Source organism: Streptomyces sp. NPDC019396 (assembly GCF_040632375.1).
Classification (GTDB): Bacteria; Actinomycetota; Actinomycetes; order Streptomycetales; family Streptomycetaceae; genus Streptomyces.
In genome coordinates, this window is record NZ_JBEYBS010000011.1 from 68194 (window position 1) to 93064 (window position 24871).

At 69.7% G+C, this 24871-nt stretch carries 22 protein-coding genes and 1 pseudogene; 18 read left to right on the forward strand and 5 right to left on the reverse strand.

Features of this window, described 5'->3' with window-relative positions; genetic code table 11:
- Positions 1 to 9 precede the first annotated feature (9 nt).
- From ABZ532_RS14995 to ssuE, 4 genes and pseudogenes are all read left to right on the forward strand, one after another.
- The gene (locus ABZ532_RS14995) at positions 10 to 1293 is read left to right on the forward strand and encodes an MFS transporter (RefSeq protein WP_361282665.1); all 1284 of its coding nucleotides are present in this window, start codon (positions 10 to 12) and stop codon (positions 1291 to 1293) included.
- A gap of 115 nt (positions 1294 to 1408) precedes the next feature.
- Positions 1409 to 1726, forward strand: a complete 318-nt coding sequence (locus tag ABZ532_RS15000; RefSeq protein ID WP_361282667.1) for a contact-dependent growth inhibition system immunity protein — start codon at positions 1409 to 1411, stop codon at positions 1724 to 1726.
- Between the two features lie 88 nt (positions 1727 to 1814).
- Positions 1815 to 2270 (forward strand): annotated as a pseudogene (locus ABZ532_RS15005) (TauD/TfdA family dioxygenase); the annotation flags it as partial.
- Positions 2271 to 2343: 73 nt separating this feature from the next.
- Entirely contained in the window at positions 2344 to 2985 is a 642-nt protein-coding gene (ssuE, locus tag ABZ532_RS15010) for an NADPH-dependent FMN reductase (RefSeq protein ID WP_361282669.1), read from the forward strand.
- Positions 2986 to 3012: 27 nt separating this feature from the next.
- Here the strand turns inward: ssuE and ABZ532_RS15015 are convergent, their stop codons facing one another.
- Both ABZ532_RS15015 and ABZ532_RS15020 read right to left on the reverse strand, forming a co-directional pair.
- Positions 3013 to 5370: an MFS transporter gene (locus ABZ532_RS15015; protein ID WP_361282925.1), complete on the reverse strand. Its 2358-nt coding sequence runs from the start codon at positions 5368 to 5370 to the stop codon at positions 3013 to 3015.
- Positions 5371 to 5872: 502 nt separating this feature from the next.
- Positions 5873 to 6316: an SRPBCC family protein gene (locus ABZ532_RS15020; protein WP_361282671.1), complete on the reverse strand. Its 444-nt coding sequence runs from the start codon at positions 6314 to 6316 to the stop codon at positions 5873 to 5875.
- Positions 6317 to 6450: 134 nt separating this feature from the next.
- Between ABZ532_RS15020 and ABZ532_RS15025 the strand changes: the two genes are divergently transcribed.
- From ABZ532_RS15025 to ABZ532_RS15035, 3 genes are all read left to right on the forward strand, one after another.
- On the forward strand, positions 6451 to 7548 hold the full coding sequence (locus ABZ532_RS15025; protein ID WP_361282673.1) for an Rv2578c family radical SAM protein: 1098 nt from the start codon (positions 6451 to 6453) through the stop codon (positions 7546 to 7548).
- 143 nt (positions 7549 to 7691) lie between these two features.
- Positions 7692 to 9329, forward strand: a complete 1638-nt coding sequence (locus ABZ532_RS15030) for an alpha/beta hydrolase (protein ID WP_361282675.1) — start codon at positions 7692 to 7694, stop codon at positions 9327 to 9329.
- 37 nt (positions 9330 to 9366) lie between these two features.
- Positions 9367 to 9777, forward strand: a complete 411-nt coding sequence (locus tag ABZ532_RS15035; RefSeq protein ID WP_361282677.1) for a RidA family protein — start codon at positions 9367 to 9369, stop codon at positions 9775 to 9777.
- 11 nt (positions 9778 to 9788) lie between these two features.
- Here the strand turns inward: ABZ532_RS15035 and ABZ532_RS15040 are convergent, their stop codons facing one another.
- The gene (locus ABZ532_RS15040; RefSeq protein ID WP_361282679.1) at positions 9789 to 10364 is read right to left on the reverse strand and encodes an adenylosuccinate lyase; all 576 of its coding nucleotides are present in this window, start codon (positions 10362 to 10364) and stop codon (positions 9789 to 9791) included.
- A gap of 397 nt (positions 10365 to 10761) precedes the next feature.
- Here ABZ532_RS15040 and ABZ532_RS15045 point away from each other — a divergent pair, with 397 nt between their 5' ends.
- The 9 genes from ABZ532_RS15045 (at position 10762) to pssA (ending at position 21739) form a co-directional block, all read left to right on the forward strand.
- Positions 10762 to 12561, forward strand: a complete 1800-nt coding sequence (locus ABZ532_RS15045; RefSeq protein ID WP_361282681.1) for a 3-hydroxyacyl-CoA dehydrogenase family protein — start codon at positions 10762 to 10764, stop codon at positions 12559 to 12561.
- Between the two features lie 85 nt (positions 12562 to 12646).
- Positions 12647 to 13495 (forward strand): TetR family transcriptional regulator, encoded by an 849-nt coding sequence (locus tag ABZ532_RS15050; RefSeq protein WP_361282927.1) that lies wholly within the window; start codon positions 12647 to 12649, stop codon positions 13493 to 13495.
- Between the two features lie 453 nt (positions 13496 to 13948).
- Positions 13949 to 15286, forward strand: coding sequence for a crotonyl-CoA carboxylase/reductase (gene ccrA / locus ABZ532_RS15055; protein WP_361282683.1), 1338 nt, complete (start codon positions 13949 to 13951; stop codon positions 15284 to 15286).
- A gap of 20 nt (positions 15287 to 15306) precedes the next feature.
- Positions 15307 to 17340, forward strand: coding sequence for a protein meaA (locus tag ABZ532_RS15060; protein ID WP_361282685.1), 2034 nt, complete (start codon positions 15307 to 15309; stop codon positions 17338 to 17340).
- Positions 17337 to 18302 (forward strand): CoA ester lyase, encoded by a 966-nt coding sequence (locus tag ABZ532_RS15065; protein ID WP_361282687.1) that lies wholly within the window; start codon positions 17337 to 17339, stop codon positions 18300 to 18302. The genes ABZ532_RS15060 and ABZ532_RS15065 overlap by 4 nt, the downstream gene beginning before the upstream one ends.
- Before the next feature lie 5 nt (positions 18303 to 18307).
- Positions 18308 to 18820, forward strand: coding sequence for a MaoC family dehydratase (locus tag ABZ532_RS15070; RefSeq protein WP_361282689.1), 513 nt, complete (start codon positions 18308 to 18310; stop codon positions 18818 to 18820).
- A gap of 2 nt (positions 18821 to 18822) precedes the next feature.
- Positions 18823 to 20028 (forward strand): acyl-CoA dehydrogenase family protein, encoded by a 1206-nt coding sequence (locus ABZ532_RS15075; protein ID WP_361282691.1) that lies wholly within the window; start codon positions 18823 to 18825, stop codon positions 20026 to 20028.
- Between the two features lie 183 nt (positions 20029 to 20211).
- On the forward strand, positions 20212 to 20868 hold the full coding sequence (locus ABZ532_RS15080) for a phosphatidylserine decarboxylase (RefSeq protein ID WP_361282693.1): 657 nt from the start codon (positions 20212 to 20214) through the stop codon (positions 20866 to 20868).
- Complete coding sequence (gene pssA / locus ABZ532_RS15085) at positions 20855 to 21739, forward strand: CDP-diacylglycerol--serine O-phosphatidyltransferase (RefSeq protein WP_361282695.1); 885 nt, start codon at positions 20855 to 20857, stop codon at positions 21737 to 21739. The genes ABZ532_RS15080 and pssA overlap by 14 nt, the downstream gene beginning before the upstream one ends.
- Positions 21740 to 21841: 102 nt before the next feature.
- On the opposite strand, the gene ABZ532_RS15090 is transcribed toward pssA, so the two are convergent.
- Entirely contained in the window at positions 21842 to 22333 is a 492-nt protein-coding gene (locus ABZ532_RS15090; RefSeq protein ID WP_361282697.1) for an ATP-binding protein, read from the reverse strand.
- A 240-nt stretch (positions 22334 to 22573) separates the two neighbouring features.
- Between ABZ532_RS15090 and ABZ532_RS15095 the strand changes: the two genes are divergently transcribed.
- Both ABZ532_RS15095 and ABZ532_RS15100 read left to right on the forward strand, forming a co-directional pair.
- Positions 22574 to 22807, forward strand: a complete 234-nt coding sequence (locus tag ABZ532_RS15095) for a DUF397 domain-containing protein (RefSeq protein WP_361282699.1) — start codon at positions 22574 to 22576, stop codon at positions 22805 to 22807.
- 91 nt (positions 22808 to 22898) lie between these two features.
- Positions 22899 to 23801: a helix-turn-helix transcriptional regulator gene (locus ABZ532_RS15100; protein ID WP_361282701.1), complete on the forward strand. Its 903-nt coding sequence runs from the start codon at positions 22899 to 22901 to the stop codon at positions 23799 to 23801.
- Between the two features lie 79 nt (positions 23802 to 23880).
- Here ABZ532_RS15100 and ABZ532_RS15105 read toward each other — a convergent pair whose 3' ends face one another.
- Positions 23881 to 24693, reverse strand: a complete 813-nt coding sequence (locus ABZ532_RS15105; RefSeq protein WP_361282703.1) for an SAM-dependent methyltransferase — start codon at positions 24691 to 24693, stop codon at positions 23881 to 23883.
- Positions 24694 to 24871 lie beyond the last annotated feature (178 nt).

A 24871-nucleotide genomic window follows, 5' to 3' on the forward strand; every position in this document is an offset into this window, starting at 1 on the left:
GTGAGGCCCATGACGACAGACAGCCCCTGGCGCAGACCTGACTTCCGCATGCTGTTCACCGCGACCGCCTTCAGCCAGCTCGGCTCCGCCGTGGGCCATGTCGCCGTACCGCTGATCGCCGTCACGGCACTGGAGGCGGACGCCGGTCAGGTCGGGTTGCTGGCCACGCTGAGCACGGTGGCCTTCCTCCTCATCGGTCTGCCTGCCGGAGCCTGGGTGGACCGGATGCACCACCGTCCGGTGCTGATCGCCGCGGATCTGGCGAGGGCCTTGCTGTTCGCCTCGGTGCCACTGGCCTGGGCGCTGGACGCGCTCACTCTTGGACAGTTGTACGCCGTCGTACTGGTGAGCGGCTGCGCGACGGTCTTCTTCGACGTGGCGTCGCAGAGTGTGCTGCCCGCCCTGGTCGGCCCGGGCGGGCTGGTGCGGGCCAATTCCGCGGTGGTGAGCCTTCAGGCCGCGAGCCAGGTGGGCGGCCGGGGCGCCGGCGGTGTACTCGTCCAACTGCTGGGCGTGCCGGTGGCCCTGGTGTGTGTGGCCGCGCTCCATCTCGCCTCGGCACTGCGTCTGACGGGGATGCGGGCGGCGGCTCCCACCCAGCGGGTGGCCCTCGTCGGTGGGAACAGAGGACTGCGGACGGAGATCGCGGAAGGGCTGCGCCATGTGCTCGGGCACCGGGAGCTCCGGGCGCTGGCGCTCTCCGCCGCTGTGACCAATCTGGGCATACAGATGCTCAACACCCTGCTGCCCGTCCTGTTCGTCCGTGAACTCGGCCTGTCCGCAGGCGCGCTGGGCGTCTATCTGGCGGTCGGCGCGATGGGCGTCTTCATCGGTGCCCGCTGTGCGGACCGCCTGGCGGGCCGGCTCGGCCTGGGCCGCACGCTCGGGGCTGCCGGACTCTGCATGGCTCCGGGCGCGCTGCTGATCCCCCTGATCGACCGGGGGCCATGGCTGTGGCTTGCCTCAGCGGGGTGGCTGCTGTGCACGTTCAGGGTGGGGGTCGGCAATGTGCTGGCGGTCAGTCTGCGCCAGCGACTGACCCCCGATCCGCTCCTCGGCCGGATGAACGCCACCTTTCGCTTCATGCTCACCGGCGCGCTCGCCGTGGGGTCCGCCGCCGCGGGCCTGATCGGTCAGTACGCCGGAGTGCGCTACGCGTTGTGGACGGGCGGCTGCTGTGTCGCACTGGCCCTCCTGCCCGTCCTCCTCTCCCCCGTGCGCGGGCGGCGCGAGCTTCCGCAGCAGGCCGTGGTGGCTCCTGAGCGGGTCAGGGGCCAGGTGGCTCAGGGCTGATCCCGGCGAGAATGACACCCATGGACCAGCTGCGGCACCTCGACCGGACGCTCGACGACTGGACCCGCCCCGCTGGGAGGCTCCCGCATCGGACGCGACCCACCTGGTCCGCAAGGTGCACGAGCTGCGGCGGGTGCCGCTGGGCGCCCTCGGCGCGGCGGAGCTGCGTACGCTCGTCGCTCAGCGGGTGGGCCTGCCGTTCACGCTGCCCCTCGCGGTGCGCCTGCTGCTCGAAGAGCCGCTGCTGGACGCGTACTTCCACGAGGGTGACCTGCTGCTCGCGGCCGTCGCGGCCCCGGCGTCCGCCTGGGCGATGCTGCCCGGCCCCGGTGCGCGGCTGCGCACGGTGGTCGGCAGCCTTCCGGAAGAGGCCGTCGCGCGGCTGCCTCACGGTGCCGCGGAGGAGCTCGCCCGCTTCGTCGCATGGTCCTGATCCGCACGGGCGGGGCGGCTCGCGCCATCGCCGTGTTGCCGCCGTTTCCGGCCATGACCGGAGGATTTCGTTGGCGTGAATTCGCCGACGGCCGCGCGAGGTCTTCACATCGACCTCGTTCCGCACCGAGCACCCGGTGGTCAGGGTCCACCCGGAGACCGGTGAACGCTCCCTGCTCCTCGGCAACTTCGTGCACCGCATCAGCGGACTCACGGGATCGGACTCACGGACCCTGCTGGAGCTTTTCCAGTCACATATCGAGCGGCCCGAGAACACCGTGCGCTGGCAGTGGCAGCCGGGTGACGTAGCCATCCGGTACAACCGCGCCACCCAGCACTACGGCGTGGACGATTCCGGCGACCACGAGCGCAGGCTGCGCCGCGTGACGGTCGACGGTGACATTCCCGGCGGCGTGGACGGGCGTCCCTCCCGGCTGCTGTCACCGGAGACCGTCCCCGAGCCCGCCTTCGGAGCCGCCTCGGGCGCATCGGCGGAACACTCAGCGAGCCCCGTCGGCACCACCGCCGCGACCGCCCGCCTCTGACCACGGCCCGACCAGTCCCCGGGTGCCGCTCAGGCGGCTCCCCCCGATCGAACGCCCCCTGAAGGAGAACGTGTTGTCCAAGCCGCTCACCATCTCTGGAAGTCGGTCCCCCACTTCACGTACCACGCTCCTGCTGGACCATGTGGCACGCCGGCTGTCCCGCGCGGGGATCGACGCCCGGCGGCCGACCGTACGGGACCTCCCGTCGGCCGAGTTGCTCGCGGGGCGGCGCGAGCACCCGGCGCTGCACGAGGCGCTCGGCGAGGTCGAGGCCGCCGTGGGCGTCATCGTCGCGACGCCGGTGTACAAAGCCTCCTACACGGGACTGCTCAAGGCGTTCCTCGATCTGCTCCCGCAGGACGCCCTCGCGGGCAAGACGGTCCTGCCGCTGGTGACCGGCGGGAGTCTCGCCCATGTCCTCACCGTCGACTACGCACTGCGCCCGGTGCTGTCCGCCCTCGGCGCACGGCACGTCGTCGCCGGCCGCTTCCTGCTCGACACCTCGATCGAGCCCCGGTCAGGGGGCGGCGCCCGCATCGAGCCGGAGGCGGAGCGGCAGCTGTTCCACACCGTGGAGGACTTCGTCGACCAGGTGGTGCCGGAGCTGCAGCGCCGGGGACTCTTCCGTACCGCGTACACGGGCAGGACCCTGCGCGAACACTACGGTCTGCCGCGGCCGGGCACCCGTACGGCCCCGGCCGCCCGCCCCGCGTGATCGGCTCCGGCCCGGCGCCCGGAAGCGTCAGTCCTCGTGCCCGAGCTGCAGGTCACGCTCGGTGCGACCGCCCCCGGCGACCTGGAGCACCGTCGCCACGGGCGGATACCCGGCGGCGATCACGGTGTACTCGCCGGATGAGAGGTCGACGAAGCGGAAGGTGCCGTCGGGCCCTGTGGTGAGGGTGTCGACGACGTTGGCCGCGGCGTCCAGCAGGGTGACCCGCGCGTCCTCGACCGGCCTGCCGTCCCCCGCCCGGACGGTTCCGCGCAGCACGGCACCACCGGCGAGCTCGATGTCCTGACGGGTCTCGCGGGAGGCCTGGACGCTGACGGGCAGCGCCGCCGGGCGGAAGGCGGGCGCGCTCGCGGCCAGGGTGTACTCGCCGGCCACCAACTCGTCGATGACGTAACCCCCTTCGCGTCCGCTGCGGGTGCCGGCCACGACTTCGCCGCGTACGTCGGTGAGGGTGACGGCGGCGTCGCGCACGGGAGTGCCGTCGGCGGTGACGACCGTGCCCGCGAGGCGGCCCGCACCGCCGAGTACGACGTCGAGTTCGACCGGGCGTTCGCCGACCGTGACCGCGACGGCCTGCGGCTGGTGGCCACCGGCAGCGGCGATGAGAACGTACGCGCCGGGGCCGGGGACGCTGAGCGCGTAGCGTCCGTCCTCGCCGCTGCCGCCGCGCCCGATCTGCCGGCCGTGCACATCGATGAGGGTGAGGGCGGCGCGCGGGACGGTGGTGCCGTCGTGGTGCTGGACGGTGCCGCACACGGGGACTCCCGCGGAACACGGAGGCACGGGCGTGGGGGCGGCACGGCGGGCGTGCGGTACGGCCAGCGGCTCGGCGGTGGGGGCGTTCTGGGACACCAGCGGTTTCTCCTTGAGGAAGAAGGCGAGGACGAGGCCGAGGACGAGCACCGGCACGAGGTAGAGGAAGATCCGCGGCATCGCGACCGCGTAGGCCTGGACATAGCCGTCGCGCACGGCGGCCGGCATGGCGTGGACGAGCTGCGGGGTGATCGACTCCGGATCGGGCAGTCCGGCCGCGCCCCCGGCTCCGGTACCCGGTCCGAACGGGAAGTGTGCTGCCAGCGCGTCGCTGATCCGGTTGGCGAACAGGGTGCCGAACACCGCGGCGCCCACGCTTCCGCCGATCTGCCGGAAGTAGTTGTTGGCGCTGGTCGCGGTGCCGAGATCGGCAGATGGCACGGCATTCTGCACGGCCAGGATCAGCACGGGCATCACCAGCCCGATGCCGATGCCGAGCACGGCCTGCCACACGGAGTACTCGAGCCGGGGGGTGTCCGCGTCCAGCCTCGACAGCAGCCACATGCCGACGGCCGACACGGCGCTGCCGAGCACCGGGTAGATCTTGTAACGGCCGGTACGGCTGATGAGCTGCCCGGAGACGACGGACGCCACAACGATGCCGCCCATCATCGGGAGCATCAGCAGCCCCGACTCGGTGGCGCTCGCGCCGTCGACCATCTGGAGGAACGTGGGCAGATAGCTGGCGGCACCGAAGAGCGCCACACCGATGACGGCCCCGACCAGGCCGGTGACCACGAACACCGGGTCACGGAACAGCCGCAGCGGGATGATGGGTTCGGGGGCGAAGCGTTCGACGACGACGAAGAGCACGGTGGTCGCGACGGCACCGGCTGCCAGCCCGGTGATTACGCGTGAGCCCCAGGCGTACTCGGTGCCACCCCAACTGGTCAGCAGCACGAGGCAGGTGGAGGCGCCGGTGAGCATGAGCGCGCCGAAGACGTCGAAGCGGGCCCGGGCGACCGGCTTCGGCAGCTTCAGCACCACGGTGACCACGGCGAGGGTGACGAGGCCGAAGGGCACGTTGATGTAGAAGCACCAACGCCATGAGACGTGGTCGGTGAAGTAGCCGCCGAGCAGCGGGCCCGCCACGGACGCGAGCCCGAAGGCGGCGCCGATCAGCCCCATGAAGCGACCGCGTTCCCTGGCCGGGACGATATCGGCGATGATCGCCTGTACCCCGATCATCAGCCCGCCCGCTCCGATGCCCTGGACCGCCCGGAACGCGATGAGCTGGTCCATGGTGCGGGACCAGCCGGCGAGTGCCGAGCCGGCGACGAAGATGACGATGGCGAACTGGAAGACGCCCTTGCGTCCGTAGAGGTCGCCGAGTTTGCCGTAGACGGGCAGTCCGATGGTGGCCGTGAGGAGATACCCGGTGATCGCCCAGGACATCCGGTCGAGGCTCTGGAGTTCACCGACGATCTTCGGCAGCGCGGTGGCGACGATCATCTGCTCGAGCGCGGCGAGCAGCAGCGCCAGCATCAGACCGAGGAAGACAAGCCGGACCCGGCGAGGGCTCAGCCCCGTGGCCGCGGCATCGGCGTCCGGCAGGCCGCCCCCGGGCGGGGACGCCGGCGCTTCCTTCGCGCACTGCGGGACTTGCGGGCCCCGCGAGGCCTGCGGATCCTGCGGACCGGTCGGCTGCGGATGCCGTGGATGGGACGTTCGGCGGTCCGGGGATCCGGCCGCCGCTCCCTCGACTCGACCGCCCTTCGCCAGCGTGATCCCGCCCACTACTGCTCCCCTCGTCGCGCCGCGCGGCGTCATTCTTCGCATCGCGGACCAAGGCGGGGCAAGCGGGAAAAGCGGCGCCGTGGGGAGGCCAAGAGCCCCTGAGCCCGGCGCGCGCGGGCGCACTACCAGCGCTCATCAGGCGGTTTCCCCTGACACCCGGCGCCTCGGGTGTCAGGGCAGCCCACAGGGAAGACCACTCGAAGCGGTGACCTTCCCCGTACACCGCACCGGCCGGTAACTACGGTGCGGCAACTGCCAGTTCACGACTGCGGGTTCACGACGACAGCCGACCGGCCTGACCAGTTCTCGAGCAGCTCGACTACTTCTCGACCTCGGCGGCCAGCTTGGCGAGGACCTCGTCGTAGATCCGGGCGAGCCCCTTCGGCGCGAACGTCCGCTCGAAGAATCCACCGATGCCGCTCGCGCCGTTCCAGACGGTGGCCACGACAGCCTTGGCGCGGCCCTCACCGGCCGGGGTGACCGTCCAGGTCGTGACCATGGAGGAGTTGCGGTCCTTCTCGACAAGCTGCCCCTCGGCCGGCTCGGCCACCTCGAGCAGGCAGTCACGGACGCGCTTGCTGGTGGCCTGGAGCTTCCAGTGGACGAGGGTTCCGGCGCCGTCACCACCCTCACGCACCTGGTACTCGCTGAAGTGCCCCGGCAGAAGCTTCGCGCGGGTGTCCTTGTAGTCGGCCAGCGCATCGAACACGGTCTCCGCGTCCGCCGCGATGATCCGCTCCGTCGTGGCCTCGACCTGCGCCATGCCTGTCCTCCAGCACTCGGTTCCGTCAGGTGGGCCAAGCCAATCACCTCCCGCACGGCCCTCCAAATCCGGGGCGGAGCCGATCAAGGGAACAAGTGTTCTATTCTGTGGTCAGTGCTACCGAGGAGGCGCCCATGCGCTGGGACAATCTCGCCGACGATCCGCAGAACCACCGGAACAACACCCGGAACGCGCCGCACACCGGGCCGACCGCCGCACCCGGGGAGACCACGCTCTTCGGCACGAACGCGGTGACAACCCGCATCTTCGACACGCCCGAGTTCCGCGGCATCACCTTTCACGAGATCCGTGCCCGCTCGATCCTCAACCGGGTACCCGGGGCCTCACGCATGCCGTTCGAGTGGACGGTGAATCCGTACCGCGGCTGCACCCACGCATGCGTCTACTGCTTCGCACGCAAAACCCACGGCTATCTGGACCTGGACACCGGGATCGGCTTCGACAGCCAGATCATCGTCAAGACCAACGCCCCCGAGCTGCTCCGCCGCCAGCTGGCCTCAGCCCGCTGGCAGGGTGACCACGTCGCGATGGGCACCAACGTCGACTGCTACCAGCGGGCCGAGGGGCGCTACCAGCTGATGCCGGGGATCATCGGCGCCCTGCGCGACTACGCGAACCCGTTCTCGATCCTCACCAAGGGGACGCTGATCCTGCGGGATCTGGACCTGCTGCGCGAAGCCGCCGCGGTCACCGACGTCGGCATCTCCGTGTCGGTCGGCTTCGTCGACCGGGCGCTGTGGCGCTCGGTGGAGCCCGGCACGCCCTCCCCGGACCGGCGCCTGGACGTGGTCCGGACGCTGACGGACCACGGGATCGGTTGCGGGGTGCTGATGGCTCCGGTCATCCCTTTCCTGAGTGACCATCCGGACCAGCTGCGGGCGACCGTGCGGGCCATCTCGGCGGCCGGTGCGACATCCGTGACGCCGCTGGCACTGCATCTGCGGCCGGGGGCGCGCGAGTGGTTCATGGCCTGGCTCGGCAGGGAGCATCCCCATCTGGTGCGGCGCTACGAGCGGCTGTACGCGGAGGGTGCCTACGCCCCCACGTGGTACCAGCGGCGGATCACCCGCTACGTCCACGAGCTGGCCGCCGAGTTCGGCATCGGTCCGGCACAGCGCGGGACACCGCGGCGGATCCCGGCGCCCGACGAGACCGCCCCGGCCACAGCGGCGCCGACGGATCCGGGCGCCACCCAGCTCAGCCTCCTCTGAAATCCACCGCGTCCCTGGCGGCTCCTGAATCAAACGGGTCAACTCCGGGCCGTACACGTCCGAGATCACCGGAATGCGGGAAGCCCTCGCGCAGGGGGCAGGCGCTCGGCCGTACCCCCTGCCGCCGCAAGGGGAGAGACCGCATGGACAGACGCACCGCACACACCGCAGCGCTGCTCGCCGCAGGGGCGGTGATGGGCTCACTGGCGGTCGCCCTGCCGTCCGCGGCGACAAACGCCGTCACAGGGCCACAGCCCCGGCAGGCGGATGCCCTCACCTGGCGAAGCTGCGCCACGAAGGCGTATCCACGGCTCGAGTGCTCCGAGGTGGCGGTGCCGCTCGACCATGCGCGACCGGACGGCAGGAAGATCACGATCGCGCTGTCGCGGGTGCGCCACACGGACCCGGCCTTCCAAGGGCCGCTGCTGGTCAACCCGGGAGGCCCGGGGGCGAGCGGGCTGCACCTGGCGGGGTACGTGGCGGCGGCGCTCCCGGCGAAGGTCTCCGCGCAGTACGACGTGATCGGCTTCGACCCCCGCGGAGTGGGTGCCTCGGCACCCGCGCTCACCTGCCGGCCAGGCCACTTCGCCCCGGTACGTCGCGACCCTGTGCCGCGTACGGTGTCCGACGAGTCGGCGCAGCTCGTCCGAGCCCGGGCCTTCGCCCGGGACTGCGGGCGGAAGTACCCGGACCTGCTTCCCCATCTGAGTACCGTGAACGCGGCGAAGGACATGGACCTGATCCGGGCCGCCCTCCGCGCCGAGCGGATCAGCTACTTCGGCTACTCGTACGGCACCTACCTGGGCGCCGTCTACGCCAGGCAGTTCCCGCACCGGGTACGGCGGGCGGTGCTCGACTCGGTGGTGGACCCCGACGGTGTCTGGTACGAGGACAACCTCGGCCAGGATCTCGCCTTCGACGCACGCCACAAGGCCTTCGCCGCCTGGGTGGCCAGGCATCATGCGACCTACCGGCTGGGCAACGATCCGGCCGGCGTCGAGGCGGCGTGGTACGCCGTGCGGGAGTCGGTGCGCCGGGCGCCGGCGGGCGGGAAGGTCGGTCCCGGCGAGCTGGAGGACACCTTCCTGCCGGGCGGCTACGACAACCGCTACTGGCCGCGGCTCGCCAACGCCTTCGCGGCGTACGCCCTGCATGGCCGGACCCAGCCGCTGCTCGACGCCTACGAGGCACTCGGCGCGGTGGACAGCAAGGGCGAGAACGGCTACTCCGTCTATACGGCCGTGGAGTGCCGTGACGCACCGTGGCCCCGGTCCTGGCCGGCCTGGCGCGCCGACAACACCGCGATCCACGCCAAGGCACCGTTCTTCACGTGGAGCAACGCCTGGTACAACGCTCCCTGCGCGTTCTGGCCCGTCCCGTCACTCGGACCGGTGGACGTGGCGAACACCGCGCTGCCCCCGGTGCTGCTCTTCCAGGCGACCGATGACGCGGCGACGCCCTACGAAGGTGCCGTCACCATGCACCGCAAGCTGCACGGCTCGCGCCTGGTCGTCGAGCGTGGCGGCGGCAATCACGGGGTCAGCCTGAGCGGGAACGCCTGCCTCGACCGGTATCTGACGGACTACCTGTCCACCGGCACGCTGCCGCCGGCCGCGCCGGGCGATGCGGCGGACGCCTTCTGCGCGGCCAGGCCGGAACCCGAGCCGCCGGCTGCGCAGGCCGCCGCGGGCGGCAAGTCCGGCGGCGAGGCAGGGGCGGAGAGGACAGGGGGAGCGCCGCACGGGATGCACGGGCTGGGACACCCGGGGCTCGGGCTCTGACGCATGCTCCGCCGGTGGGCTGAGCCAGAATGGCGCGATGGACACCCATCTGACCCATGTGCACGCGCCTGACGGCGTGTTCCCCGCGTCCGCCTACACGCATGTCGTCGCGGGAACGGGCCGCTTCGTCGCCGTATCCGGTCAGATCGCCCTGGACGAGAAGGGGGAACTGGTCGGCGAGGGCGACCCCGCCGCCCAGGCCCGGCAGGTCTTCGAGAATCTGCGCCGCTGCCTTGCCTCGGCGGGCGCCGGATTCCCGGACGTGGTGAAGCTGACGTACTTCCTGACCGACATGGCGCACCTGCCCGCGGTACGCGACGCCCGGGACGCGTATCTCGACCGCGACCGGCTGCCGGCGAGCACCGCGGTGCAGGTCGGCCCGCTGGTCGACCCCCGGCTGCTGATGGAGATCGAGGCCTTCGCGATCGTCCCGGACGCCGACCGGTAGGCGCCCACGGCTCAGGGCAGCCGCCCGAGCGCGGCGGAGGCGGCGGCCGACAGCCTCGGGTGGGTGCGGGAGGCTTCCAGGACCGGGCGGGCGCGCTCGTCCGCGAGCGCGCCCAGGCCCTCCACGCAGGCGAGGGCGACCCGCCAGTGCGGGTCGCCGGGAGTCAGTCTCCGGCCCAGGGTGGTGATCAGGGCTGGAGCGGATTCGGGCGCCCGCAGTGCGGCGAGCAGGCGTACGGGTGTGAGGGCGTAGGCGACGCGCAGTTCATTGGTGGCGAGTGCGGCGGCGGCCCGCGCGGTGCGGGGGTCGCCCAGCCGGGTCAGGGCATGGGCGGCGGAGACGCAGCGCCCCGGGTCGCGGTGGTTGAGCAGCAGCACGAGGGGCTCGAAGGCGCGGCGGTCCCCGGCGCAGCCGAGCCGGAACGCGGCGATCTCGCGGGCCCATAAAGGGCGTTGGGTCTCGGTGAGCACGGCGGCCAGCTCGTCGCAATCCTCGGTGGCGGTCAGCCGCAGGTGCAGTTCCTCGTCGGCCGGCCCTGACAGCTCTTCCCGGGTGCGCAGCGCCAGGTCCTCGAGGTCGGCGTCCATGAGGGGCAGCGTAGGCCCGCCGGGCGGGTCGACGGGCGGGAACGGCCGCAGCCGGGCGGGTCCGGCGGTCGTCAGGCCGCAGCGGCGCAGATCACATCGCCTGACCCGGACGGAGGGCTGGCGCGCTCGTTACCCGCCAGTTAGGCTCAGGTGAGCGGGTACCACCCGTTCGACTCCCGGTGGCCTGGTGACGCAGCCACCGTGAGGTATCCCGTGCCGGGACGGCACGCGGAGTTGTCGGTTCGGCAGTACGGCGCGACCCCGGGACAGGGTCCGTCTCCTCTCCACCGCGCCCGCCGCGGTGACACCACGACACGCATCGCCGCGCGCTCGCATCCCTCGCATTCGCACGCTCGCGCGCTCTCCCTCAGTCGTCACTCATTTCTGGAGTCCCGTGATGGACACCCCTCTCTCTTCCCAGGCATCCCTTTCGACCATCGCCGTCGTCGGCCTCGGCACCATGGGCACCGGCATCGCCGAGGTCCTGGCCCGCTCCGGCCGCGAGGTCATCGGTATCGACATCAGCGACACGGCCGCCCGCCACGCGGTCGCCACGCTCGAGGCAGCCACGGCCCGCGCGGTGGAGCGTGAGCGGATCACGGAGGAGGAGCGCCGGAACATCCTCGCGCGGTTCCGCACCTTCTCCGACCTCCAGGCAGCGGCCGATGCGGACCTCGTGATCGAGGTGGTCAACGAGGACTACGAGACCAAGCAGCAGGTGTTCCGCGCCCTCGACGGCATCGTCCGACCCGAGACGATCCTCGCCACCGGCACCAACGCGCTGTCCGTCACCCGGCTCGCCGCCGACTCGGCCCAGCCCGAGCGGGTCCTCGGTCTGCACTTCTTCAACCCGGCCCCGGCGATGAAGCTGGTCGAGGTGGTCTCCTCGGTGCTGACCGCCCCGAAGGCGATCGAAGCGGTCACCGCGCTGGCCCGCGACCTGGGCAAGGAGCCCGTCGCGGTCGGCGACCGGCCCGGTTTCGTCGCGGACGGGCTGCTCTTCGGCTACCTCAACCAGGCCGCTGCCATGTACGAGGCGAAGTACGCCTCCCGCGAGGACATCGACGCCGCGATGAAGCTGGGCTGCGGGCTGCCGATGGGCCCGCTGGCGCTGCTCGACCTGATCGGCATCGACACGGCCCGTACGGTGCTCGACGCGATGTACTCCGAGTCCCACGACCGCCTGCACGCCCCCGCGCCGATCCTGAAGCAGCTCAGCGAGGCGGGTCTGACGGGCCGCAAGTCGGGCCGTGGTTTCTACACCTACGAGGCGCCGGACAGCGGCACGGTGGTGCGGGACGCGCTCACCCCGCCGGAGACCGCGCAGGCCTCGGGAGGGCGCCAGGTGAGCTCGGTCGGCGTCGCCGGCTCCGGCACCATGGCCAGCGGTATCGCCGAGGTCTTCGCCAAGGCGGGCTACGAGGTCGTCCTGGCCGCCCGCAGTCTGGAGAAGGCCGAGACGGCCAAGGCCCGTATCGCCAAGTCGCTTTCGCGCTCCGTCGACAAGGGCCGCATGACGGCCGAGGTGCGGGACGAGACGCTGGCCCGGATCGCCCCGGCCGGTTCGCTGGACGCCTTCTCCGATGTCGATCTGGCGCTGGAGGCCGTCGCCGAGGACCTGGAGATCAAGCAGCAGCTGTTCGCCACCTTCGACAAGGTCTGCAAGCCGGGCGCGGTGCTGGCCACCACCACCTCCTCGCTGCCGGTCGTGGCCTGTGCGCGTGCCACCTCACGGCCCCAGGACGTGATCGGCATGCACTTCTTCAACCCGGCTCCGGCGATGAAGCTGGTCGAGGTGGTCCGCACCGTCCTGACCGCGGACGATGTGCACGCCACCGTCCGCGAGGTCACCGCGAAGATCAAGAAGCACCCGGTGGACTGCGGTGACCGTGCGGGCTTCATCGTCAACGCACTGCTGTTCCCCTACCTCAACAACGCGATCAAGATGGTCCAGGAGCACTACGCGACCCTGGACGACATCGACACCGCGATGAAGCTGGGCGGCGGCTACCCGATGGGTCCCTTCGAGCTGCTCGACGTGGTCGGCCTCGATGTCTCACTCGCCATCGAGAAGGTGCTGCACCGCGAGTTCCGCGACCCGGGTCTGGCGCCCGCTCCGCTGCTGGAGCACCTGGTGGCCGCGGGCTGCCTGGGTCGCAAGACGGGTCGCGGCTTCCGCGAATATGCCCGGCGCTGATTCCGGCCGCGCACAGGGGACGGGCTGGGGCGGGCTGCTCGACGGCACGGGCGGCTCGTCCCCGCAGGAGCGGCCCCCTGAGCAGATGCAGTACGTTCAGATCATGTCCCAGCCCGCTGACGCTCCCCGACGGCCTTCCAGGTCCGCCTCTTCCGCACCCGACGCCCCGGAAAGCGCCGCCGGCAGCCGCGCCGCCGCCCAGCGCCTCAAGATGCGGCGGGAACTGGCCGCGGCCGCCATGGAATTGTTCGCGTCCAAAGGGTACGAGGCGACGACCGTCGACGAGATCGCCGCGACGGCCGGGGTCGCTCGCCGGACCTTCTTCCGGCACTTCCGCTCCAAGGAAGAGGCGATCTTCCCGGACCATGACGACACCCTGGTGCGCGCGGAGGCGGTGCTCAACGCCGCACCGCCGCACGAGCATCCGCTGGACACGGTGTGCCGCGGCATCAAGGAAGTCATGAAGATGTACGCGTCGTCGCCGGCGGTCTCCGTCGAGCGCTACCGCCTCACGCGGGAGGTGCCCACTCTGCGTGAGCGTGAGATCGCCTCCGTGGCCCGGTACGAGCGGCTGTTCACCCGGTATCTGCTCGGGCACTTCGACGAGCGGGACCACCACACGGGCAATGACGACCCGCTGCTGGCCGAGGTGGCCGCCTCCGCCGTCGTCACGGCGCACAACCACGTGCTGCGCCGCTGGCTGCGGGCGGGGGGCCAGGGCGATGTGGAGGCCCAGCTCGACCACGCCTTCGACATCGTGCGCGAGACCTTCGGTTCGGGCATCGGGGCAGGGCGCACCGGCACCGAGCGCGCTCCCGCGGCCGCGGCCCGGGTGGAGTCGGCGGGATCCGAGGTGCTGGTGGCGGTGGCCCGCACGGACGCCCCGCTGCCCGAGGTGATGCGCACCATCGAGCAGGCGCTCAGACAGAGGTGACCACCGGGAAACGGCGGGGCCTCACAAGATTCACCGCATGGATTTTCACGAACGCACACGGTGACGGCCGCCCTTCGGGGCGGCCGTTCTCGCTGCTCAGGAGACCGATTCGATCGATCATCGCTCATATGTAATCAACGGATTGCATCTGAGTGAAATTCTTGGCACCCAGTGTCTTGCGGCCTGGCACGGGGTGCCATACGTTGAGGGTGTCCGGGCGGCCGGCGTGCAGACAACTGTCGTACGCCGGCTGTCCCCGCAAGCCACCCGGCTCGCGCGCCCGGACGCCTGCGTCACAGGCACCTCACGCGCCCACCCGGCGCCGCCAATGCACCACCCCGCCGAACCGACGGCACACCTCCACAGCAGCAGATCCCGACGTAACCCTCAGCGTTCGCCATCGAGCGTTTCTCCCCCGGACTCCCGCCGGGGGGACCCCCTGGAGGCATCACCGTGAAGGAAATCCTGGACGCGATCCAGTCGCCGGACACCACGTCCGCCGACTTCGCCGCACTCCCGCTCCCCGAGTCGTACCGTGCGGTGACCGTGCACAAGGACGAGGCCGAGATGTTCGCCGGCCTCACCACCCGCGAGAAGGACCCGCGGAAGTCCCTGCACCTGGACGAGGTCCCGCTTCCCGAGCTCGGCCCCGGTGAGGCGCTCGTCGCCGTGATGGCGAGCTCCGTCAACTACAACTCGGTGTGGACCTCGATCTTCGAGCCGGTGTCGACCTTCGGCTTCCTGGAGCGCTACGGGCGCCTCTCCGAGCTCACCAAGCGCCACGACCTGCCGTACCACATCATCGGCTCCGACCTGGCGGGCGTCGTGCTGCGCACCGGCCCCGGCGTGAACGCCTGGAACGCCGGTGACGAGGTCGTCGCGCACTGCCTCTCCGTCGAGCTGGAGTCCTCGGACGGCCACAACGACACGATGCTCGACCCCGAGCAGCGCATCTGGGGCTTCGAGACCAACTTCGGCGGACTGGCCGAGATCGCCCTGGTGAAGTCCAACCAGCTGATGCCGAAGCCCAAGCACCTGAGCTGGGAGGAGGCGGCGGCGCCGGGCCTGGTGAACTCCACGGCGTACCGCCAGCTGGTCTCACGGAACGGCGCGGGCATGAAGCAGGGCGACAACGTGCTGATCTGGGGCGCCAGCGGCGGCCTCGGCTCCTACGCCACCCAGTTCGCGCTGGCCGGCGGCGCCAACCCGATCTGCGTCGTCTCCAGCGAGCAGAAGGCGGACATCTGCCGCTCGATGGGCGCCGAGGCGATCATCGACCGCAGCGCCGAGGGCTACAAGTTCTGGAAGGACGAGCGCACCCAGGACCCGAAGGAGTGGAAGCGCTTCGGCAAGCGCATCCGCGAGTTCACCGGCGGCGAGGACATCGACATCGTCTTCGAGCACCCGGGCCGCGAGACCTTCGGCGCCTCCGTGTACGTCACCCGCAAGGGCGGCACCATCACCACCTGCGCCTCGACCTCGGGCTACATGCACGAGTACGACAACCGCTACCTGTGGATGTCCCTGAAGCGCATCATCGGCTCGCACTTCGCGAACTACCGCGAGGCGTGGGAGGCCAACCGCCTGATCGCCAAGGGCAAGATCCACCCGACCCTGTCCAAGGTCTACTCCCTCGAGGAGACCAGCCAGGCCGCTCACGACGTGCACCGCAACGTGCACCAGGGCAAGGTCGGCGTGCTGTGCCTGGCCCCCGAAGAGGGCCTGGGCGTGCGCGACGAGGAGATGCGCGCCAAGCACATCGACGCCATCAACCGCTTCCGGAACATCTGAGCGAGCCAGAGGTCCATCAGATGACAGAGCGTCAGATCGCCAACGGGCGGCAGCCGAAGGACCGGCCGTGGCTCATGCGGACGTACGCCGGCCACTCCACGGCCGAGGCGTCCAACGAGTTGTACCGGCGCAACCTGGCCAAGGGCCAGACCGGTCTCTCGGTCGCTTTCGACCTGCCGACCCAGACCGGCTACGACCCCGACCACGTCCTCGCCCGCGGCGAGGTCGGCCGGGTCGGGGTCCCGGTCTCGCACCTCGGTGACATGCGGCGGCTGTTCCAGGACATCCCCCTGGACCAGATGAACACCTCGATGACCATCAACGCCACCGCCATGTGGCTGCTGGCGCTCTACCAGGTGGTCGCGGAGGAGCAGGGCGCCGACATCACCAAGCTCCAGGGGACGACGCAGAACGACATCGTCAAGGAGTACCTGTCGCGCGGGACGCATGTCTTCCCGCCCGGGCCCTCCCTGCGTCTCACCACCGACATGATCACGTACACGGTGGCGAACATCCCCAAGTGGAACCCGATCAACATCTGCAGCTACCACCTCCAGGAGGCCGGGGCCACACCTGTCCAGGAGATCGCGTACGCGATCTCCACCGCGATAGCCGTGCTGGACGCGGTGCGCGACTCCGGACAGGTGCCGCAGGAGAAGTTCGGTGATGTCGTCGCCCGTATCTCCTTCTTCGTGAACGCGGGCGTCCGCTTCATCGAGGAGATGTGCAAGATGCGCGCCTTCGGCCGCATCTGGGAGAAGGTGACCCGCGAGCGCTACGGAATCGAGAACCCCAAGCAGCGCCGCTTCCGCTACGGCGTCCAGGTCAACTCGCTCGGGCTGACCGAGGCGCAGCCGGAGAACAACGTCCAGCGCATCGTGCTGGAGATGCTGGCGGTGACCCTCTCCAAGGACGCCCGCGCCCGCGCCGTACAGCTTCCGGCGTGGAACGAGGCCCTGGGTCTGCCCAGGCCCTGGGACCAGCAGTGGTCGCTGCGTATCCAGCAGGTGCTCGCGCACGAGAGCGATCTGCTGGAGTACGAGGACATCTTCGCGGGCTCGCATGTCATCGAGGCCAAGGTGGACGCCCTGGTCGCGGAGTCGCTCGCCGAGATCGACCGGATCCAGGAGATGGGCGGTGCGATGGCCGCCGTCGAGTCCGGCTACCTCAAGTCGCAGCTGGTCTCCTCGCACGCCGAGCGGCGGGCCAGGATCGAGGGCGGCGAGGAGAAGATCGTCGGGGTCAACATCTTCGAGACCACCGAGCCCAACCCGCTGACCTCGGACCTCGACACCGCGATCATGACGGTCGACCCGGCCAACGAGGCGCGTGTCGTCGCCAAGCTCCACCAGTGGCGCGACGACCGCGACGAGAACCGCGCCCAGGAGGCCCTGGCGGCCCTGAAGGCGGCCGCGGCCGGCGACACCAACCTGATGGCGGCCACCGTCGAGTGCGCCCGAGCGGGCGTCACCACCGGCGAGTGGGCCTGGGCCCTGCGGGATGTCTTCGGCGAGTTCCGCGCCCCGACGGGCGTGTCGTCCGCGCCGGTCGCGGTGACCGCCGAGGAGGGCACCCCGATGGCCCACGTCCGCGAGAAGGTGTCCCGTACCGCCGACGAGCTCGGCGCGGGACGGCTGCGGCTCCTCGTCGGCAAGCCTGGCCTGGACGGCCACTCCAACGGCGCCGAGCAGATCGCCGTGCGCGCGCGTGACGCGGGCTTCGAGGTGGTCTACCAGGGCATCCGGCTGACGCCGGAGCAGATCGTCAACGCCGCGCTGGCCGAGGACGTGCACTGCGTGGGCCTGTCGATCCTGTCGGGCTCGCACGCCGAGCTGGTGCCCGACGTACTGCGGCGCCTGCGTGAGGCCGGCGCGTCCGACATCCCGGTGATCGTGGGCGGAATCATCCCGAACAGCGACGCCGAGGATCTGAAGCGTGCGGGTGTGGCCGCCGTCTTCACACCGAAGGACTTCGGTATCACCGAGATCATCGGACGTATCGTCGACGAGATCCGGAAAGCGAACAAGCTCGACCCCGTGGAGGTCCCCGCATGACCAGCCCCGTGAACCGTCTGCGGCCGCGCCGCTCCTGCCTCGCGGTCCCCGGTTCGAATCCGCGCTTCCTCGAGAAGGCCCAGGGCCTGCCCGCCGACCAGGTCTTCCTCGACCTGGAGGACGCGTGTGCGCCGCTGGCCAAGCCCGAAGCACGGCACACCATCGTGAAGTTCCTGAACGAGGGTGACTGGACCGGCAAGACGCGCGTCGTGCGGGTGAACGACTGGACGACGCAGTGGACGTACCGCGACGTCGTGACGGTCGTCGAGGGCGCGGGCCCGAACCTCGACTGCATCATGCTGCCGAAGGTCCAGAACGCCGAGCAGATCGTCGCCCTGGACCTGCTGCTGACGCAGATCGAGAAGACGATGGGCTTCGAGGTCGGCAAGATCGGCATCGAGGCGCAGATCGAGAACGCCCAGGGCCTCAACAACGTCAACGCGATCGCCCAGGCCTCGCCGCGCGTGGAGACCATCATCTTCGGCCCGGCCGACTTCATGGCGTCCATCAACATGAAGTCCCTGGTCGTGGGTGAGCAGCCGCCCGGTTACCCGGCGGACGCCTACCACTACATCCTGATGAAGATCCTGATGGCCGCCCGCGCCAACAACCTCCAGGCGATCGACGGCCCCTACCTCCAGATCCGCAACATCGACGGCTACCGCGCGGTCGCCCAGCGCGCCGCCGCGCTCGGCTTCGACGGCAAGTGGGTGCTGCACCCGGGCCAGGTCGAGGCGTCCAACGAGATCTTCTCGCCCTCCCAGGAGGACTACGACCACGCCGAGCTGATCCTGGACGCGTACGACTACTACACGTCCGAGGCGGGTGGCAAGAAGGGCTCCGCGATGCTCGGCGACGAGATGATCGACGAGGCGAGCCGCAAGATGGCCCTGGTCATCTCCGGCAAGGGCCGGGCCGCCGGCATGCAGCGCACCACGAAGTTCGAGATCCCGGAGGCCTGAGCAGCATGCAGTTCGGACGCACATACGAGGAGTTCGAGGTCGGTGCGGTCTACAAGCACTGGCCCGGAAAGACGGTCACGGAGTACGACGACCACCTCTTCTGTCTGCTGACCATGAACCACCACCCCCTCCACATGGACACCAACTATGCGGAGAAGACGACGGACTTCGGCAAGAACGTCGTGGTGGGCAACTACATCTACTCGCTGCTGCTCGGCATGTCCGTGCCGGACGTCTCCGGCAAGGCGATCGCCAACCTGGAGATCGAGTCGCTGAAGCACGTGGCGCCGACCTTCCACGGCGACACGATCTACGGCGAGACCACGGTGCTTGACAAGTGGCCGTCGAAGTCCAAGGACGACCGCGGCATCGTCTACGTCGAGACCAAGGGCTACAAGCAGGACGGCACGCTCGTGTGCGTCTTCCGCCGCAAGGTGATGGTCCCCACCGAGACGTACATCAAGGAGCGCGGCGGCGAGCAGCCCGGCCGCCCCGAACTGAAGCAGCAGGAGAAGTAGCCATGGCCCGACTCGCCCAGACCGCCGGTCTGACCGATGTCCAGCAGGAGATCCTGAGCACCGTCAGGGACTTTGTCGACAAGGAGATCATTCCGGTCGCGACCGGGCTGGAGCACCGGGACGAGTACCCGCAGCAGATCGTCGACGGGCTCAAGGAGCTCGGACTCTTCGGCCTGATGATCCCGGAGGAGTACGGGGGCCTGGGCGAGTCCCTGCTCACGTACGCGCTCTGCGTCGAGGAGATCGCCCGCGGCTGGATGTCCGTCTCGGGCATCATCAACACCCACTTCATCGTCGCGTACATGATCAAGCAGCACGGCACCCAGGAGCAGAAGGACCACTTCCTGCCCCGGATGGCGGCGGGCGAGGTGCGCGGCGCGTTCTCGATGTCCGAGCCGGCTCTCGGTTCGGACGTGTCGGCGATCTCGTCGAAGGCGGTGAAGGACGGCGACGAGTACGTCCTGAACGGCCAGAAGATGTGGCTGACGAACGGTGGCACGTCCACGCTGGTGGCCGTTCTGGTCCGCAGTGACGAAGGACACCCCGAGGGCACGGCCCCGCACAAGTCGATGACCACCTTCCTGGTCGAGAAGGAGCCCGGCTTCGGCGAGGTCCGCCCCGGCCTCACCATCCCCGGGAAGATCGACAAGATGGGCTACAAGGGTGTCGACACCACCGAGCTCATCATGGACGGACTGCGCATTCCGGCCAATCGTGTGCTCGGCGGCACCACCGGCCGAGGCTTTTACCAGATGATGGACGGCGTCGAGGTCGGCCGCGTGAACGTGGCGGCCCGTGGCTGCGGTGTCGCGCAGCGTGCCTTCGAGCTGGGTGTCTCCTACGCCCAGCAGCGCAACACCTTCGGCAAGCCGATCGCCCAGCACCAGGCCATCCAGTTCAAACTGGCCGAGATGGCTACCAAGGTCGAGGCCGCCCATGCCATGATGGTCAACGCAGCACGCAAAAAGGACTCCGGGGAGCGAAACGACCTGGAGGCAGGGATGGCGAAGTACCTCGCCTCCGAATACTGCAAGGAAGTCGTCGAGGACGCCTTCCGCATCCACGGCGGCTACGGCTTCTCCAAGGAGTACGAGATCGAGCGCCTCTACCGTGAGGCTCCGATGCTACTGATCGGCGAAGGTACCGCCGAGATCCAGAAAATGATCATTGGTCGTCGGCTTCTCGAGGAGTACCGACTCCAGGGCTGAATGTCGTTTCTGAGTCGGTTCGGCCGCGAAGAAGATCACACCGAGTCATCTTCTTCCGGCCGCCGACTCGACTTCCGGCTTGCCCAGTTGCGGTGCGCAACCGATACCATCTCCGGAAAGCCGCCGACAGCTGCCCGTCCCCGTGTTCTGCCAGCGCGGCATCATCCGCTACGAAGGTCATCCATGCCCCACAGCCAAACCTCTGCACCTCGCGACAGCCGCTTCGGCGTACGCATTGCGCGCGGAGCATCGCCGTGGCTTCTGCCGACCGTCGCGACCGCGGCCCTGAGCCTGGTGCGTGCGCGCCGGTCGAAGCGTGCCGCGGCCATCGCCGTGCCCACCACCGCGCTCGCGGCGGGCATGCTGTGGTTCTTCCGCGACCCCGAGCGCGAGATCGCCCAGGGCCGGGTCATCTCCCCTGCCGACGGCGTGGTGCAGAGCATCATGCCGTGGAAGGACGGACGGACCCGCGTCGCCATCTTCATGAGCCCGCTGAACGTCCACGTGAACCGCGCCCCGCTCGCCGGGACGGTCACGTCCGTCGAGCATGTGCCCGGTGGATTCGTTCCCGCCTTCAACAAGGAGAGCGAGAACAACGAGCGAGTGATCTGGCATTTCGACACCGAGCTGGGTGACATCGAGATGGTCCAGATCGCCGGCGCCGTGGCGCGCCGCATCGTCCCGTACCTTCCCCAGGGCACGAAGGTCGAGCAGGGTGACCGCATCGGTCTGATCCGCTTCGGCTCCCGCGTCGACATCTACCTCCCCGAGGGTGTGGAGGTCGCGGTCGAGGTCGGCCAGACCACAACCGCGGGGGTGACTCGCATTGACCGTGATTGATCCCGACACACAGGCGGGCTGGGTCCCGGAGGCGGATGCCTTCGAGACCGAGCCCGGCTCCGGCGCCGCGGACGAAGCGGAGGAGATGCCGCTCTCGCTGCGGCTCTCGATAGCGGACACGCTCACGCTCGGTAACGCGACCTGTGGATTCATGGCGGTGTACTTCACCACCACCGGCATCCTCATCCCGCACCTCGTCGGCAGCGGTGAGAGCGGCATGGCGCGGCACTCCGCCGCGACGGCCGTGATCCTGATGCTGTGCGCCGCGGTCTTCGACCTCTTCGACGGGATCGTGGCCCGCAAGCTGCGCAGCTCGCCGATGGGTGCCGAGCTGGACAACCTGTCCGACCTGATCAGCTTCGGGCTGGCTCCGGCCTACTTCGTGCTGGTCTACGGCATGGTCGCCGACGACGCCCACCAGAAGGTCTCGGCACTGGCCGCGATCGTGGTGCTGCTGGCGGTGGTGCTGCGGCTGGCGCGCTTCTCGTGTGTCACGTTGAAGGACGGCATGTTCCAGGGCATGCCGAGCCCCTTCGGCGCGCTGACGGTGGTCTCGATCGTGCTGCTGGAGCTGCCCTTCATCCCGACCCTGCTGGCGATCATCGGCACGGCGTGGCTGATGGTGAGCCGGGTCGAGTACCCGAAGCCGCGGGGCAAGCTGGCGGTCGCGATGCTCAGCTGGATCGTGGGAGCCATGGGCCTGCTGGCCGCTTGGGCGTTCGACGCCCCGGGCGGTCAGCTGCTGCTCCAGACCGGCTGCGCGCTCCAGATCGTGCTGGCGGCGACGATCCCGCTGTTCGCCACGGCGCGGCGGGTCAACACCTTCCGCGACAACCGCCGCGAGGCGCGGGCTTCGGCGCAGCTGCCGTAGCGCTCGTCGGGAACGGACCGGGAAGGCCCCGGGTGCGAGTGATCGCACCCGGGGCCTTCGTCGTGTTCCACCCCGGCGGGGGCCAGCCGTGACCGGACGGCTTCAGACCGCGTGGGCGGGCAGCGCCAGGCTCGCCCACACGGCCTTGCCCAGGGGCGGGGTGAGGGACCAGGACCAGCTCTCGCTGAGGGCGTCCACCAGAGCGAGCCCGCGACCACCGGGCGCCCAGGGCGCCGGGGACCGCAGCCCGCGCTGCGGACGGGGCGGGGCGGTGCTCGGGTCGGTCAGGGTGCAGACCACATGACCGGGCTGGCGGTAGAGGCCCAGCCAGAGCGGATAGCCGTCCTGTGCCGCATGCCCGGGCTCGAGCGCGTGCCGGACGGCGTTGGTCACCAGCTCACCGGCGACCAGCGCCATGTCGGGGACGAGTCCCGCCAGTCCCCAGCCTCGCAGGGTGACGTCGACGAACCGACGCGCCTGGCGTGCGTTCCGGGGGCTGCCGTCGAGGCCGCAGGCGGCGAAGTTGTCCGCCCCGAAGCCGTGCTGCAGGTGGAGCTCAGGACCCGACGGTGATCGTTCATGCGTCGGATTCACGCCGATTGCCGCGGATGGACGCCGGTCAGCGCAGTCGGACGTGGTGCTCGCACTGGTTGACATGTAAATCGTCACTGGTCATGTCCCCCTGAAAGCTTCGGTGTTCGACGCTGCGGCGGCTGATGCGGAACGAGTATTGTCGAGTGCGCGCCGAAAATGCAATTGCACCTGGGATTGCACTGGCTGATTCCAGGGTGACCCTACCCACCGGCACAAACCGACGAAAAGGGGTTCAAGGACATGGAGTTCTCCAATGGCATGCGGGCTGACGCACTGACGCCGGCGACCTGGATCAAGAGCACTCACAGCAACGCCACCGGGAACTGCGTGGAGCTGGCCACGCTCCCGGACGGCAGCATCGCCATGCGCAACTCCCGTGATCCGCACGGACCGGCGCTGATCTATACGCGTGACGAGCTCGCGGCCTTCGTCGCGGGCGCCCGGGATGGCGACTTCGACGCCATGATTGTCTGAATCCCAACGGGAAGCGGCCCATGCACCCATGGCTCACGTCCGTCCGTGCGGGATAGTGTCGAAGTCTTCCCCTCATCCGCAGGAGCATGCGATGGCCGCAGCAGAACCGAGCACGCCGTTGTTCATGAGTCCGCTGGGCGCGGTCGAGGGAAATCCGACCGCTCTGAAGCTGATCCTGGGCGGCAAGCTGCGTGAACTGCGGGTAGGCGCCGGGCTCGACCCCTCCGCGGTGGACACCCGGCTCGGATTCTCACGCTCCAAGACCAGCCGCATAGAACTCGGGCGCCACGGCTGCAAGCCCGCGGACGCCCTGGCCCTGCTGAATCTCTACGGGGTGGGCGACGAGGTCCGCGTCTCCGAGTTCCTGCGGCTGGTGGAGCAGTCCCGCCGGACGGACTGGTGGCACTCCTTCAGCGACGTCCTGTCCGACTTCTTCACCCCGCTGGTCTCCCTGGAGGGCGCGGCGTCGACCATCCGGACCTACGAGCCGTTCTACGTGCCGGGGCTGCTCCAGACCGAGGAGTACGCACGGGCGGTGATCCAGTCAGGCCCTGCCCGGCTGTACGCGCATGAAGTGCACCGCAGGGTCGATCTGCGCCGGGAACGCCAGCGGCAGCTCGCACAGACCGACGGCCCCCGGCTGTGGGCGGTGATCGACGAGTCCGTGCTGATGCGCGCCGTCGGCGGCCCCGAGGTCATGCGCGGACAGCTCGGCCATCTCATCGAGATGACGGGTCAGCCCCGGATCACCTTGCAGGTGGCCCCGCTGTCCGTCACGGCATCGGTCGGCGTGGGCACCGGTCTGACCTATCTGCGTTTCGCCCTGCGCGACTTGAAGGACGCCGTCTACATCGAGCATCTGACGGACAGCACCTTCAGCCAGAAGCCGCAGGTCGTGGAGCAGTACCGCGACATGATGGACCGGATCGGAGCGTGTGCGCTCACACCCCGGGAGACGCGTGACCTGATCATGGAGCGCATCAGCGCTCTGTGACGTCCCGCGTTTCCCCGGCCGCGGGGCCGGGGAAACGGGAGAACGGGGAAGCGGGGACGCTCTCCAGCGATGCCGGACCTCACATGAGCCGGCCGACGCCGCCCCACTCGATCCATTCGTCGGTCTGCTGCACCGGGGCGAGGTCGTTGTCCGGCCGCCAGCTGGACACTTCCACCAGTCCCGGCTCCAGGATCTGCAAGCCCTTGAGGTACGCGGTGACTTCGTGCTCCTCGCGCACCCTCCCCCAGTGCCCGCCCGTTGCCTCCGCCATGAAGTCGGTGACGAACTTGCGGATCTCGGGCCGCTCGCTGACGAGCTGACACACCACCAGGAAGCTTCCCGGCACGAGTCTTTCGGCAACCCGGCGTACCAGGGCGGCCGGATCGGACTCGTCCGGAATGCAGTGCATCACGGAGACGAACAGCGCGGCGACCGGCTGGCTGAAGTCTATGAGCCGGGTCGTCTCGGGATGTTCGAAGATGGCTTCGGTATCCCGCATATCGGCCTGGATGACCGCGGTGCGGTCGTTCTCCTCGAGCAACGCACGGCCGTGCGCCAGCACGATCGGGTCGTTGTCGACGTAGACGACCCGCGACTCCGGGGCCACGGCCTGGGCGACCTGGTGGACGTTGTCCTGGGTCGGCAGCCCGGACCCGTGGTCGATGAACTGCCGCACACCGTAGTCGGTGGCCAGCGTCCGCACGACACGCTGGAGGAACCGGCGATTGTTGACGGCCAGCACCTTGGTACTGGGCACTTGTTCGAGGAGCTCGAGACAAGCGTCGCGGTCGGACTGGTAGTTGTCGTCACCTCCCAGGAGGTAGTCGTACATCCGTGCCACGCTCGGCACGTTGGTGTCGATGGCATCCGGGCGCCACGACTCGCGTTGCATCCAGTCCTCATTCGCGTCAGGGGTAATCGGAATCTGAGAGATGCACATGCTAGGGAGGCCCGGGGAGCCGGTACAGGTGGTTCACAAGGCCGGCAGGGGCCGGGGACGTCTTTCGGCCATCGCGGGCACGTACGGCCACGGCGGGGGTAGCAGGTGACACGAATGGGCCGGTACCCGA

Bases quoted from the DNA above. Each gene is read 5' to 3' on its own strand.
- ABZ532_RS14995 (WP_361282665.1), top strand. From the start codon at position 10: ATGACGACAGACAGCCCCTGGCGCAGACCTGACTTCCGCATGCTGTTC.
- ABZ532_RS15020 (WP_361282671.1), bottom strand. From the start codon at position 6,316: ATGGCGCAGGTCGAGGCCACGACGGAGCGGATCATCGCGGCGGACGCG.
- ABZ532_RS15025 (WP_361282673.1), top strand. From the start codon at position 6,451: ATGCGCTGGGACAATCTCGCCGACGATCCGCAGAACCACCGGAACAAC.
- ABZ532_RS15030 (WP_361282675.1), top strand. From the start codon at position 7,692: ATGGACAGACGCACCGCACACACCGCAGCGCTGCTCGCCGCAGGGGCG.
- ABZ532_RS15035 (WP_361282677.1), top strand. From the start codon at position 9,367: ATGGACACCCATCTGACCCATGTGCACGCGCCTGACGGCGTGTTCCCC.
- ABZ532_RS15040 (WP_361282679.1), bottom strand. From the start codon at position 10,364: ATGGACGCCGACCTCGAGGACCTGGCGCTGCGCACCCGGGAAGAGCTG.
- ABZ532_RS15045 (WP_361282681.1), top strand. From the start codon at position 10,762: ATGGACACCCCTCTCTCTTCCCAGGCATCCCTTTCGACCATCGCCGTC.
- ABZ532_RS15050 (WP_361282927.1), top strand. From the start codon at position 12,647: ATGCAGTACGTTCAGATCATGTCCCAGCCCGCTGACGCTCCCCGACGG.
- ABZ532_RS15060 (WP_361282685.1), top strand. From the start codon at position 15,307: ATGACAGAGCGTCAGATCGCCAACGGGCGGCAGCCGAAGGACCGGCCG.
- ABZ532_RS15065 (WP_361282687.1), top strand. From the start codon at position 17,337: ATGACCAGCCCCGTGAACCGTCTGCGGCCGCGCCGCTCCTGCCTCGCG.
- ABZ532_RS15070 (WP_361282689.1), top strand. From the start codon at position 18,308: ATGCAGTTCGGACGCACATACGAGGAGTTCGAGGTCGGTGCGGTCTAC.
- ABZ532_RS15075 (WP_361282691.1), top strand. From the start codon at position 18,823: ATGGCCCGACTCGCCCAGACCGCCGGTCTGACCGATGTCCAGCAGGAG.
- ABZ532_RS15080 (WP_361282693.1), top strand. From the start codon at position 20,212: ATGCCCCACAGCCAAACCTCTGCACCTCGCGACAGCCGCTTCGGCGTA.
- ABZ532_RS15095 (WP_361282699.1), top strand. From the start codon at position 22,574: ATGGAGTTCTCCAATGGCATGCGGGCTGACGCACTGACGCCGGCGACC.
- ABZ532_RS15100 (WP_361282701.1), top strand. From the start codon at position 22,899: ATGGCCGCAGCAGAACCGAGCACGCCGTTGTTCATGAGTCCGCTGGGC.
- ABZ532_RS15105 (WP_361282703.1), bottom strand. From the start codon at position 24,693: ATGCAACGCGAGTCGTGGCGCCCGGATGCCATCGACACCAACGTGCCG.